The sequence below is a fragment of the Enterococcus sp. DIV1726a genome (genome assembly GCF_051710985.1).
GTDB classification, from domain to species: Bacteria; Bacillota; Bacilli; order Lactobacillales; family Enterococcaceae; genus Enterococcus_B; species Enterococcus_B hirae.
In genome coordinates, this window is sequence record NZ_JBIOLS010000001.1 from 933,733 (window position 1) to 947,244 (window position 13,512).

General features: G+C 33.1%; 9 protein-coding genes. 8 read left to right on the forward strand and 1 reads right to left on the reverse strand.

Features of this window, described 5'->3' with window-relative positions; translation table 11 throughout:
* Positions 1 to 6: 6 nt before the first annotated feature.
* The 4 genes from IGJ27_RS04330 to IGJ27_RS04345 all read left to right on the forward strand — a co-directional run bounded on the left by IGJ27_RS04330 (position 7) and on the right by IGJ27_RS04345 (position 4,894).
* On the forward strand, positions 7 to 1,440 hold the full coding sequence (locus IGJ27_RS04330) for a PTS transporter subunit EIIC (protein ID WP_178306081.1): 1,434 nt from the start codon (positions 7 to 9) through the stop codon (positions 1,438 to 1,440).
* 40 nt (positions 1,441 to 1,480) lie between these two features.
* Positions 1,481 to 3,895: a glycoside hydrolase family 3 N-terminal domain-containing protein gene (locus IGJ27_RS04335; protein ID WP_178306080.1), complete on the forward strand. Its 2,415-nt coding sequence runs from the start codon at positions 1,481 to 1,483 to the stop codon at positions 3,893 to 3,895.
* Between the two features lie 110 nt (positions 3,896 to 4,005).
* Positions 4,006 to 4,494: a PTS sugar transporter subunit IIA gene (locus IGJ27_RS04340; RefSeq protein ID WP_178306079.1), complete on the forward strand. Its 489-nt coding sequence runs from the start codon at positions 4,006 to 4,008 to the stop codon at positions 4,492 to 4,494.
* Positions 4,495 to 4,639: 145 nt separating this feature from the next.
* Positions 4,640 to 4,894, forward strand: a complete 255-nt coding sequence (locus IGJ27_RS04345) for a hypothetical protein (protein ID WP_178306078.1) — start codon at positions 4,640 to 4,642, stop codon at positions 4,892 to 4,894.
* A gap of 120 nt (positions 4,895 to 5,014) precedes the next feature.
* On the opposite strand, the gene IGJ27_RS04350 is transcribed toward IGJ27_RS04345, so the two are convergent.
* Positions 5,015 to 5,977 (reverse strand): AraC family transcriptional regulator, encoded by a 963-nt coding sequence (locus tag IGJ27_RS04350; RefSeq protein ID WP_178306077.1) that lies wholly within the window; start codon positions 5,975 to 5,977, stop codon positions 5,015 to 5,017.
* 150 nt (positions 5,978 to 6,127) lie between these two features.
* Between IGJ27_RS04350 and IGJ27_RS04355 the strand changes: the two genes are divergently transcribed.
* The 4 genes from IGJ27_RS04355 to yqeK all read left to right on the forward strand — a co-directional run bounded on the left by IGJ27_RS04355 (position 6,128) and on the right by yqeK (position 13,461).
* Positions 6,128 to 8,767 (forward strand): glycosyl hydrolase, encoded by a 2,640-nt coding sequence (locus IGJ27_RS04355; RefSeq protein WP_256733877.1) that lies wholly within the window; start codon positions 6,128 to 6,130, stop codon positions 8,765 to 8,767.
* Between the two features lie 130 nt (positions 8,768 to 8,897).
* Positions 8,898 to 10,049: a PTS transporter subunit EIIC gene (locus tag IGJ27_RS04360; RefSeq protein WP_178306076.1), complete on the forward strand. Its 1,152-nt coding sequence runs from the start codon at positions 8,898 to 8,900 to the stop codon at positions 10,047 to 10,049.
* A gap of 791 nt (positions 10,050 to 10,840) precedes the next feature.
* The gene (locus IGJ27_RS04365) at positions 10,841 to 11,854 is read left to right on the forward strand and encodes an acyltransferase family protein (protein WP_178306075.1); all 1,014 of its coding nucleotides are present in this window, start codon (positions 10,841 to 10,843) and stop codon (positions 11,852 to 11,854) included.
* Positions 11,855 to 12,867: 1,013 nt separating this feature from the next.
* Positions 12,868 to 13,461 (forward strand): bis(5'-nucleosyl)-tetraphosphatase (symmetrical) YqeK, encoded by a 594-nt coding sequence (gene yqeK, locus IGJ27_RS04370; protein ID WP_053766477.1) that lies wholly within the window; start codon positions 12,868 to 12,870, stop codon positions 13,459 to 13,461.
* Positions 13,462 to 13,512: the final 51 nt, after the last annotated feature.

Consider the following 13,512-nt stretch of genomic DNA (forward strand, 5'->3'; position numbering starts at 1 on the left):
CCCAAAATGAGTTTGAAAGAAATGGCAAAACAAATTGTAGATGAAGTTGGTGGGAAAGACAATATTGTAAGTGTCACCCATTGTGTAACAAGATTAAGATTTGTATTAGCAGATGAATCTAAAGCAAACGATGATAAAGTAAAAAAAATAGATAAAGTTCTTGGAGTAATGAGAGCAGGTGGTCAATATCAAGTAGTTGTTGGAAATATTGTGAATGATGCCTATAAAGAAGTAGAGAACATTTTGAGTAATGAAGCAAGCAGTAAGGTAGTAACAGCTGATGGAGTTGAAATGTCTGAGGATGTTACTGGAATGAAGGACAAACTTGATTCAATTCGGGACAAAAATAAAGAAAAACTGATTAACAGAGTTTCAAGAATGCTAATGAATACAATTTATCCACTTGTACCAACAATGGCAGCAGTTGGGGTATTTAAAGGATTGCTGGCTCTGTTTGTTTTAGCTGGATTATTAAAAGAGACTGATGGAACTTATATTATTTGGGCAGCAGCCAACGATGGTTTTTTATATTTAATGCCACTAATGATTGCGTTTTCTACAGCAAAATACATGAAGTCAAATCCATATATTGCGGCAGCAATTGCTTCAAGTATGGTATTTCCTGCAATTGTTACAGCTTTGGGTGTAGAAGCGGAGGCTATTAATTTTCTTGGTATTACTGTTCCACAAGTAGGATATGGTAATTCTCTATTTCCAATGCTAATTGGTACAATGATTGCAGCAAAATTTGAACACTTTTTAGATAAGTATATTCCGCAATTTTTAGAATTTATCAAGATTATGATTGTTATTGTTGTTATGATTCCTTTAATGTTTCTTGCAATTGGACCGGTATTTACAGAAGTTGGGAAACTATTAGGTGGCGTTGTAACTGGAATGTATGGTTTAAGCCCAATTCTTGCAGGGTTATTCTTCGGAGCATTTTGGCAGGTATGTGTAATGTTTGGTATCCACTATGCTTTGATTCCTGTTTTGACGGATATTGTTTTACGAGAAGGTTCTAGTGCATTTAACCCAATTTTAGGTATGGGAGTTTGGGCATTAGCAGGTGCATCACTTGGTTTTGCTTTGAAAACAAAAGACAAAACGAAAAAAGCTCTTGGTTTTTCAACAATGACTTCTGCCTTATTTGGGATTACAGAGCCTGCAATCTTTGGAGTTGCTTTGACTTACAGAAAACCATTTATTGCGGCTATGATTTCTGGTGGTATCGCTGGCATGCTGTCTTCATTTCTTGGAGTTAACCAATATTCTCCAGCAACAGTTGGAGGCGTTTTAACATTTGGTGCTCACATGAATCCAAATGGTAATCCCAATTCTTTGATTGGCTGGATAATTTGTTTCTTCGTTGCATTTGGTATTAGTGCAGTCTTAACATTCTTTATGACAAAGCCAGATGAAAAACTGGATATAGCTTAGTATAGGTGTAGTAATCAAATTAAGAAAGGTTTGAGAAAAATTGAATTATCAAAATGCAAACTTATCAAATGTAGAAAGAGCTCATGATCTTCTAAAACGATTAACAACAGAAGAAAAAGTAGCTCAATTACAATGCTACAATCCGAAAGACAAAAATGGTCCTAACTTGGAAAATGATTTTTCTCATGGTGTAGGGGCAGTGGCTTTCCTTGCAGCTGCATGGGATGATTCAAAAGAAATGGTTGCAGAGAAGTTAAATACTTACCAGAAACAAGTGATGAAAAATAGTCGGTTTTCTATTCCAGCATTGTTTCATATAGAAGGATTAACTGGTGTATTGATGCCTGAAGCAACGAGTTTTCCTACTGGGATAGGCAGAGGTTCTGCTTGGAATCCATCTTTAGAAAAAGCAATGGGACAAGTAGTAGGAAAAGAGATGGACGCAGTGGGGATCAAACATGCTCTAGCCCCAGTTCTTGATGTTACAAGAGATGCTAGATTAGGAAGATATGGAGAAAGTTACAGTGAAGATCCTACATTAGTCTCAGCACTGGGTACCTCATATGTTTCAGGAATTCAGAACTCAGGTGAAAATTCAAATTACAAAATTATGGCAACTAGCAAACACTTTATTGGATATCATGCCGGGCAAGGAGGGATCCATGCAGCAGCAAGCAATATCCCTCCTAGAGAATTACAAGAAATATTTGGCAAACCATTCCAAGCAGCAATAGCTAAAGGTAATTTGAGATCTGTAATGAACCAGTATGGTACCGTTGACAGTGAACCTGTTACGGCTTCAAAAAAAATCTTAAAGGATTTGCTGAGAAAAGAAATGGGATTTAATGGATTACTAGTATCTGACTATGCTTCAATTGAAGAACTGTATACTCGTATGCATGTTTGTGAGAATGCCGATGATACGGCTGCTAAAGTATTAGATGTAGGATTTGATATGGAATTTCCAACACCTAAAGCCTATAGTGATAATTTAGTTAAATTGATTGATCAAGGAGAAATTAATCCCAAATTACTTGATGAGGCTGTTCTACGAATTCTAATCGAAAAATTTAAATTAGGACTTTTTGAAAGTCCATTTGCAAAATCTGAAGAAGAAATTTCGGAAATATTCAACCTTAAAAGTTCTAAAGAGGTTAGTCTGCAATATGCAAGAGAATCACTAGTTCTCTTAAAAAATGAGAATATTTTACCATTAAATACTGATAATAAAAAAATTGCAATTATTGGTCATTTAGGTAAATCAGTAAGAAGTTTGTTTGGCGGTTATTCATATATGAGTGTTGTTGAGTTAGCTATGGGTGCAAGAAATACAATGGCAGGTATAGAAGTTCAAGATTCTGACGTATTATGGAGAAATCAAAAGAAAGCAACTTATCCTGGTAGTATGATAGAGCTTGAAATTCCTAAATTGGAACAAGTTGCCAGGAAAGCCTACGAGCATTGCAACAATATTTTTGAAGAATTTAAAACAGCATGCCCTACAGCAGAAGTGAGTTATGAATATGGCTATCCATATGTTGGTGATGATATGAGCCAACATGAACCAGCGTTAAAACTTGCTGAAGAATCTGACATAACGATTGTCACGGTAGGTGGAAAATATGGTTGGGGGACATCTTGTTCAACGGGTGAAGGTGTTGATTCAAGCAGTATCAATCTTCCTGTCTGTCAAGAAGCATTTCTAGAAAAACTAGGAGAAAAGGGAATTCCTTTTATCGTTGTTCATTTAGATGGTAGACCTATTTCAAGTAATGCTGCTGATAAATACGCTCAAGCAATTATTGAAGCTTGGAATCCGGGGGAATACGGTAGCCAAGCAATTGTTGAGACAATTACTGGCAAAAATAATCCTAGTGGCAGATTACCAGTTTCTATTGCCTATAGCTCAGCGCAAGCACCACTTTACTATAATCATAGTCAAGGATCAAGCTACCATGTAGGAACAGATTCACCTTTTTCGACTTATATTGATTTACCTCATACGCCAAGATACTACTTTGGTTATGGATTGTCATACAGCACTTTTGAATACAGTGGTTTGAATGTTGAGAATAAAGAGATTAAGCCATTTGAACAAGTATGTATTCAAATTACGGTGCAAAATATCAGTGATAGAACAGGTATAGAAACTGTGCAGGTCTATGTTCGAGATAAAGTTGCGTCAATGGTTAGACCAGAGCGCGAATTAGTAGGATTTTGTAAAGTGGTATTAGAACCAAATGAAAGTAAGCAAATTGAGTTTTCTATTTCACCAAGTCAATTTGCATTTCTAGATGAAGATATGAAGTGGAAGATTGAAGCGGGCGAATTTGATTTGTTAGTAGGGAGTTCAGCAAACGATATTCATTTGGAAGAAAAATTCTCCATTAGTGAAAGCAAGTATATGGCAAGCAAAGATAGAAACTTCTATGCTTCTCACAAAATTTTAGACTAAATAATAATGATTAAGGCCGTGAACTTGTTCCCTTGTTTCTTTTAAGGTAATAAAACAAGTCATGGCTTTTCTTGACGGTAAAGTATGTTAAAAATTTAGGAGGAAATACTATGTTCAAAATATTTAAAAAGAATAAAAGTAAAGATATTACTATTTTTAGTCCAGTAAAAGGAAAAGTTATCCCTATTGAATATATCAACGATGGGGTATTTTCTGAAAAAATGTTAGGTGATGGATTTGCAGTTATTCCTAATAGTAATGAAATATATTCTCCAGTCATCGGTAAAGTAGTAAATATTTTCCCAACAAAGCATGCGATAGGTATTCAAACAGATGCGGGATTGGAAATACTTATTCATATAGGTTTAGACACAGTTGAGCTGAATGGAGAACCTTTTGAGTTGCTGATAGATATAGGGGAAACGGTTGATGAAAATACCTTATTAATGAAGGTTGATTGGCCTTTAATAGAAGCCAAAGGGAAAGGAAACCCAGTGATAGTTGTGTTCACGGATACTGAAATAATAGACTTGATAGAAATGAAGACTGACTCTGATACGGTTGAAAAACAACCAATTGGATTAGTCCAGCTAAAGTGAAAGTTTAATACTATGAGAACTCGATATTTGCTATGGTTCAGGATATAGGGATGTGGAAAAAATTGAGTGTGCTGTCTTTAAAAAACGGTAAAGACATTAATATATCAATCTTCAATTATAAAAAAATGAGTACATGGCTTCTTTTATGCCGAATCAACTAAGCAACTGGCCTTACAAAATATCTTATAAAAATATAGAATTGTCTGTCGAATTTGAATGTATAAAAACAAATAAAATATTTCATGGACTTGTAGAAACTAAAGGTTCAGTTTTTTCTTATACTGCAGGTAGAGGTCATAGATATTTAATCCATGACAAGAAGTATTGTGAGCAGCAAAGTAACTGGGTAAGTGAAAGTTTCTCTTCTCCTCGAAAAAAGAGAGAAGAGAAATTCTTTTAACGCAAGAAGACAGTTGATTTATTATGACGACATTTCTTAAAAAGTAGCTAAACAATTTTAGTTACTTTTTAAGAAATTTAAAGTAATAGAAGTCTGTTACATTGCGTCTGCTATCTTTTATTATCTTTCCGAAGGTAGCTTATTGAATTTTTCTTTGTATTTATTATAGAAGAAAGTTGGGTTTGTAAAACCGGCTGCAATGGCTACATCATTAATTGTTAAGTCAGAATGTTGTAATAGCGCATGTGCACGGTCTAGTTTTTTCTCTAAAATAATTTCTGAATAACTTTTTCCAATTTTCTTTTTCAATAAGGTGCTTAGATAATTTGGTGTGTAATTAAATTTTTTGGCCAATAAAGATAAATCCAAACTTTCATAATTTGTTTCCAAATATTTTAGAATTTCCAATATTTCCTGTTCTTTGCGGCTTGTTTGACCGTTTGTTTCATAATCAAAGTCTCGAAGCAGCTTAATAAAAAAGATACTAAGATAATGACTAATGACTTGTTTATCTCCTATATTTGGAGAGTACGATTCAAGCAACATATCACAAATTGTAGAGTGAATTTTTTCAAAGTCCCTGTTTTTAAAAATAATGTATTGACGGTGATTGGCAGTTTCAGATATGACATTCATTATGAAATCTGTAATGATACCTTTATTTAAAGAATTTGAGAGCAGCTGGTTTTTAAAGTAGTTTTTATGAATCAATATATTGATTATAATATCTTGCTCCCCTGTTTCTTTAATTGAGTGAGGGACATCTGTATCAATTAGACAAATTTGTCCTTTGGTAAGGAGAACTTCTCTGCCATCAATGATTTGTGTGCATTGACCATTAAAAATATAATTGATCTCTATGAAATTGTGTATGTGTGTAGGAACTGGAGCAAATCGATTATGTTTTTGAATGGTAAAGTCGTCATTTTTAGGAATATAGCCATCAAATATATAGACTTTTTGTTGGTTAATCATCTTGAATTTCATGAATTCATAAGATTTTGAAAGAGTGTGGGTTTCTAAATAACGCAGTTCACTTTTATTTTTCTTATACAAGTTTTTTTCTAGTAATTGCAGCTCCATGAGAGTAGAAGCACTCCTTTCGTAGAAAATGATATAAAAATACATGTGTTTTGACATTGATGGATGAATGTAATCATAATACCATATTATAAGAAAATAAAAAATTTTCTTACATATGTATGAAAAATAGAAAGTGAGGAAATTAGATAATTGAAGAAAATTGTTAAGGCAATTAACCGAGAATATGATAATCATTTTTTACCTTTTTTATGGATGCATGGAGAAGATCATCAGATAATTGGTGAGTATTTAGAAAAAATCTCTAATGTAGGTATCCAATCGATTTGCATTGAATCAAGGCCGTATGAGAACTTTTTAGAGGAGCAATGGTGGTCTGATTTGTCATTTATTATTAAAGAATGTAAAAAGCTAAACATGACTGTCTGGGTACTAGACGATAAGCATTTTCCAACAGGCTATGCAGCGGGAGTAATCGAAGCACAGTATCCTCATTTACAAAAACAGTTCTTAGCAATGAAGTCATTGGATTTTGTTGGACCACGAGAAGATGCAGAAATTCTGCTAGATTGGTTGGTTTCAGAACGGCCAAATATAATGAATGTTGGGACAGAGATAGAAAAGCTTTCGGCTCATTCAAATAACATAAAAAATGAGATCTTGGGTATTTTTGCAGCTAAGAAAACAGCCTACAGTGAAATTGATGAAGAAATAATTATTGATCTTAGTGAGTATATGAATGAACGTACGCTATTTTGGAGTGTACCTGAAGGTGAGTGGACCATTTTTGCTTTGTACACTACATTCGAAGGTGGGGAAGAAGCCACAAAAGGGTACTTAAACCCATTAGTTAAAGAATCCACACAAGTATTAATAGATACCGTTTATGAGCCTCATTATAAGCATTTTGGTAAAGAATTTGGAAAAACAATTGCTGGATTTTTTTCTGATGAACCACGTTTTGGTAATGTTAAAGGACCAAATGCATCAATTGGAAGACAAGAAATGCAACTATCATGGAGAAAAGGGTTAGAGGTTGAATTAGCAGAAAAAATGAGGATTCCTCAAGATAAAATATACCCCTATTTATTGCTATTGTTTACTGGTGAAAATAAAGAAGCGCACGAAGTTCGATACCAGTATATGAATTTAGTAAGTCAGTTGTATTCAGAGAATTTCTCCGAGGTCATTGGAGAATGGTGTAATAATCGAAATGTTGAATATATTGGTCATGTGATTGAAGATAATAACGCTCATGCTCGTTTAGGTTATGGTGCTGGTCATTTCTTTAGGTCAATGGCAGGACAGCAGATGTCAGGAATTGATGTTGTATTACATCAATTGATTCCTCGCCAAAACAATGGTTTATTTAAGTCGTATACAAGTACCGGTTGGGATGGAGAATTTTTCACATATGGATTAGCAAAATTAGGTTCCTCACTAGGTCAATTAGACCCACAAAAAAAAGGAAGAACGATGTGTGAAGTTTATGGAGCATATGGCTGGTCTGAAGGACTTCGTTTAATGAAATGGATAACAGATCACATGCTAGTAAATGGAGTAAATTATTTTGTTCCTCATGCATTTACAATGAAAAAATTTCCAGATCCTGATTGTCCACCACATTTTTATGCACATGGTCATAATATGCAATTTCCATATATGAATAAGTTGATTGAATATGTAAATCGAATCAGTTATTTGCTTTCAGAAGGGAAATTTACTAGTTCAGTTGGAGTGTTATATCATGCCGAAGCAGAGTGGTCTGGAGACTATATGTTATTTCAAAAGCCTGCTAGAACTTTAACTGAAAATCAAATTGGTTTTAATATCGTTTCTGCAGACATGCTAACCAACCAAGCACTTATTGTTGACTCAAAATTTGTGTTAAATGAAATGACATTCAATACATTGATCATACCGTATTCAGAAAGACTACCAATCAAATTGCTTAATCAGATAACCCGTCTAGCAGATAAAGGCGTATCAGTTATTTTTGTAGACGGCTATCCATTAGGGACTAGTGAAAACATAACGGATACAGAGTTATTTGAGAAGATCAAAGAAAAATGTAAAGTAAGTAATTTAAGCGATTTAAATAAGAATCTTAGAAATCAAGTGGATCAATTAGAAGTAGATAAAGTTTCTCCATATTTGAGGTATTATCACTATACTCAAAAAGATGGAGAGATATTCATGCTATTTAACGAAGATCTGTATGAACCACTAGAATTTGCTGCTTCATTTCCAACAAAAGAAGATTTATTAATCTATAATCCAATTGAAAATAGGATTGTTCGACCAACTAAAATACAAGGTAAGTACCAGGTCTATTTAGATCGCGGAGAAACACTTATTTTTTATACTGAAAATGAACTTAAACAACGTATTGAGGTGGATGAAGTTGGAATAAATGAATCATCTTTAAATCATTATCCTTGGTCTGTGGAAATTGTTAGAGGATATGGATTACCTGAAAGAAGAAATTGGAATTTTGATAAGCTACCGAATCTAACAAAGTTACCTGAATTTAGTGATTTTTCTGGTGAATTAATTTATAAAACTTACTTCGAATCTAAAAGCGAAAAGTTATCTCTGAATATTTCAGATCTATCTGAAATAGCAACAGTTCGATTAAATGGCGAGGAGATTGGAACTAAAATTTCATATCCGTATAATTTTGATTTATCCGAAAAACTTAGGGTAGGTAAAAATGAATTGGAGGTAGCTGTTGTAAATAATTTAGGTCGTCATGTGAAGGACTACTTATCTCAATACTTATATTTAGACCCAGTAGGAATTTCAGGAAGTGTTACATTGATTGAATATTAAATGTCCGGTCTGCTAGTTAAAATAAAGATTAAGAAATTTATAGAGAATTGATTTCTTGATTTTTATACTATCACTGCTTGAGAAACTCGTTTAATCGCTTTGTTGGTAATTTTATGTAGGAGGGAAATGAGTGGGTAACGTGAATTTTTCAAAAGAAGTTGCTGTGACAAATAAAAGGAATGTATTTGATGCATTTTCAGCAACTGTTTCAGGTATTTTTTCTCCCGTTCTAGGGATATTAGCTGCTTCAGGTACAATTAAAGGTATATTGTCTATTCTGCAAGTAAGTCATATTCTTAAAGATGATTCAGGGACATATATTATTATATTTGCTATTTCAAATACATTTTTCTATTTTATGCCAGTTGTACTCGGTGCCTCAGCGGCAAAATATTTCAAAATAGATAGCTATTTGGGAATGATTATTGGTGCGTCAATGATTTATCCTTCACTTATTCCTTATATTTCAGAAGGAAATTTAACTTTTTTAGGTCTCTCGGTAAATATGACAGATTATACTTTTTCTGTCTTTCCAGTAATTATAGCAGTATGGTTTGCTTCAAAAATTGAAAAACAAATTCAGAAAATCCCATTAAGAGAGATACGTTTTTTAATTCAACCAATGCTTATTTTGATAGTTATTATTCCTAGTTCTTTATTAGCTATCGGACCTTTTGTATCTTGGTTTAGTAAAATTATCGCTGTAATGATGGACTTAGTGTATAGCTTTAGCCCAATTATAGCTGGAATAGTATTAGGTGGAACATGGATTTTATTAATTATACTAGGACTACATTGGCTATTTATCCTTATTTTCATTAGCAATATAGCAGTGCAAGGGTATAATCCAATTTTAGGACTATTACTAGCAAGTCAATTTGCGATTGCAGGAGCATCTTTTGCTGCAGGACTGAAATCAGAAAAGGAAGATTTAACAGCGTTGTGTTATTCAGTAGGAGTCACTACTTTAATAGGTGTTGCTGAACCAGCTCTTTATGGAGTATTACTTCCGTTGAAAAGACCTCTTGTTGCAGCTGTAATTGGTGGCAGTGTAGGGGCAATGATTGCTGGTATGACAAATACAGTACAATATGCTTTTGGCGGATTTGGACTATTAGGAATCCCGTTAATTATCAATAGTAAAGGAATTGATGTCGGTTTTTATGGAGGAATAGCTTCTCAAATTATTGGTTTCACTGTTGCTTTCCTAATAACATTGGTTTGGGGATTAAAAAAAGAAGTAAATAAAAAGGAAATAAAAGCAGATCTATCGATGTATTAGTTAAATAATCACCCAGATGATGTAGGTAAAGAGAAATCTTAGAATCATTTGGACAGAAAGAAGAAAATTTCGGCTCTTTGTCAATAAGAACTGATGCGTGGTGTTAAAAAAAATCTGAGACAGAATGAGGTTCATTCTGACCCAGATTTTTTTGTTATAGAGCCATTTTCTTTTTGAAGCGGACTATTGTCCTACTCTCTATACAGAAAAACATTCCACATCATGAAAAGAACCGTACCTACTGCCGTATAAGAAGCTAAAATGAATAGAGGTAATGAAGATGAAGAAAACGTTTTTCTATCTGATGATTTTTATGAGTTGCTATCGCTACTACAAAGAGCAGAAAATGGTCCTTATCATGGGTGAGGGTTCTACAGGGATTCAAACGTTAGATAGCCTATGATTTTTCTGGCTTCTAGGTATAGTGAAAGTCGTTTTTACCCACTCATCTGTGTTTGAAATAATTCATCTAATCAAACTGAGCCAAGAAAATACAATAATGGTAATCATCTAATTTTAAAAAAATAGGGATCTATCTATTGTTTTTTTGAATACCTCAATAGTTTAAAATTGCTCCCACTCTATACAATTATGAATTAAATGAATTGGACTTTAGTCTAATGTTTTTTACATTAATCAATACTATAATTAATATAGTATTGTGGATTTAAGAAATTAAAGAGGAAAGAGAAAATATAGATGTTAGAGTTAATTATCTCCAAATTTTTTTTGGTACATATTCTATTTTTATTTCTAGCCTATTAAAGTCAAATTTGCTTGTTGGAGGGATTATGGATAATAAGAATCAAAAACTATTTATTGCTCAGTTTATTGCGACGATTTGTGTTGTTGTTATTCATTGTGGGACCATTACTAGTCACCCGATAGTGCATTTTTTTCTAAAAAGTATGGTTTGTCGTATTGCTGTTCCATTCTTTTTTGTAAATAATGCATATTTCTTTCGGATAAATAGTAAGAGGGAAGGCTATTCGAAGATGTGGCTAAGAAGAATAGTACGTCTATATACTATAGTGTTTTTGCTGTACATTCCGTTTGGTGTTCAACTGTTACAAGATACAGTTGATATTCAGTGGAATTTATGGTCAATATTATTGGCATTGGTAGTTAGTTTCCTATATACTGGAAGCTTCTATCACTTATGGTATTTTCCTGCTTTGATAAGTTCATTAGCTATAGTTAAATATATGTTTCAAAGATTTAGATATAAATGGATTTTTCTGATTTGCTTTTTATTTTTTTCTGTTGGTTCCCTTGAAACGTATTCCTTATTTATATCAAATCCAATGGTCATATCAGTTATGGAAAAATACTTTAATATTTTTTTTACTACAAGAAATGGGTTATTCTTTAGTCCACTCTTTATTTCCATAGGGTTTGTTTTGGCTGATAATGTACATAATTTAGAAAAGCATCGAAAGTTATTAATATATGGACTAGTCGCTGCGTGTTTTTTAGGAGGAGTCGAAGGGATAATCACATTTTATAATCAAGGAATCGATAAGAATTTTATGTATTTCACAATCCCTTTTATTTTTAGTTTGTATGGACTGCTGGTTATTTCTAAAAGTAAAATCAAAAGTTTTGAAAATTTAAACTCCTATAGTAAGAATATATTCTTGTTTCATATGATACCTATTCAAATTTTTAATATGAGGCATGGCGAAATAACACCTATAAATGGATTATTCCGCTTGATGTTAGGGGTGTTTGTTCCAATAAGCATTGTTTTGTTTTACAATAAAATTGTGAAACAAATATCAATTTTTTACAAAATTAAAATGTGAGATGAATTGATGCAGCATATTTGTTTGATTATGCTGAATTAGGATTTAAGTCAGCAATCTTGTTTTGAAATAAATCATCTAGTTAAACTGAACTAAGAAAATACGAGATGGGTAATCATCTAATTAAAATAATCAGAGTTCTAGCTAAACCCCAGCCTTCGGGTATCATAGAGCCACTAATGAATCTTACATTTTTGGTCTCTTTGTCAAATGATGTTGGTAAAGAAAATTCTTAGAATCATTTGGACAGAAAGAAGAAAATTTCTTTCTGTTCTTTTTATTTGGTTAAAATAGTATTACCATGACAGATAGTATTCTAGTATCTCTAAAAACGAATAAACGGTGTTCAAACATCAGCTCCTTGAAATAAGCCTGAATTTTTCAAAACATGAGGAGCTGTTTCAAAAAATTCTTTCTTATTGTCATCAGAGCTACCCGATGTTTTCACGACCTCTGATTCACGGTGTTCAAAGAGCTGACCTTCGGCGATAAGTCAAAAAATCTCAAAACATGGGAAGCTGTTTCGAGATTTTCATCCTTAATGCTCCTGCGATTACTCGTCGCAGTTTTTACTTGGTGAGCGCTCAGGTCAAGACACTCTTTTCACAACCTCATGAAATAATGAGGGAGAAGTAAGAAGTAGTTAGTCTCTAAGGATAAACGATCGCCTGCGATAGCTGGGTTATTAATAGGTAGTATGATAAAGTATGAGTAACATATAAAGGATGGTGAATCATATGAAAGTTTTTAAGTTTCTCGTTAAAATGTTCTTAGCTGTAGTAATTCCTGCTTATGCCACTTATGGTTTGTTATCTGATAGGAATAAGTCAGACAGTAAGAAATCAAAACGCACTTAGATTGATTTGATGATTTTATTCGTTGTACCCTGATCCATGGGAATCGAAAAGCTAAAAAGGAGCAAAACTATCAGAGGATGGAATGATTGTCGAACTTTATTTTTGACCTTATTAATACATAATAATGTAAAGGCATTCATTGGAAGGTGAGTCAAAATGAAGAATATTATTGAGTATAAGATACCCTTTAGTTCTAAAAATATTGAAATACAAGTCAAAGAATTTTTGAATTATTATGGGAAAGATAAAACCGTCTTTCACTCGTATGAAGTAGCCAACAAGGCGAAAGAACTTGCAGAAAAGTTTAACGTACCAAAAGATAAAGCCTATCTTGCTGGTTTGTTACATGATATTAGCGTAGTCATTCCTGATGATGAAAGGATAGAACTACAAAAGAGTTTAGGGGAGGAAGTTCTAAAAGAAGAAGAGAAACTACCTATGATTCTCCACCAAAAACAATCAGTATGTATAGCAAAAGAACTATTCAATATCAAGGATAGAGAAATATTATCAGCTATTGAATGTCATACAACGCTTAAAAAAAATGCTTCTAGTTTAGATAAAGTTGTTTTCATTGCAGATAAGATTAAATGGGATAGAGACCATAGTGCTCCTTATTTAAAACAATTGAACAAAGCTTTAGACATCTCTTTAGATCAAGGGTGTAAAACCTATATTGAGTGGGCTTTAACGGATATTTTCGTTTTACATCCTTGGTTAAAAGACGCAATGTGTGACTTAGGAATGTGAGTTTATGGGAAATTTCTATTTGGTTCAATAAAGAATTTGTGTTTTTTATGA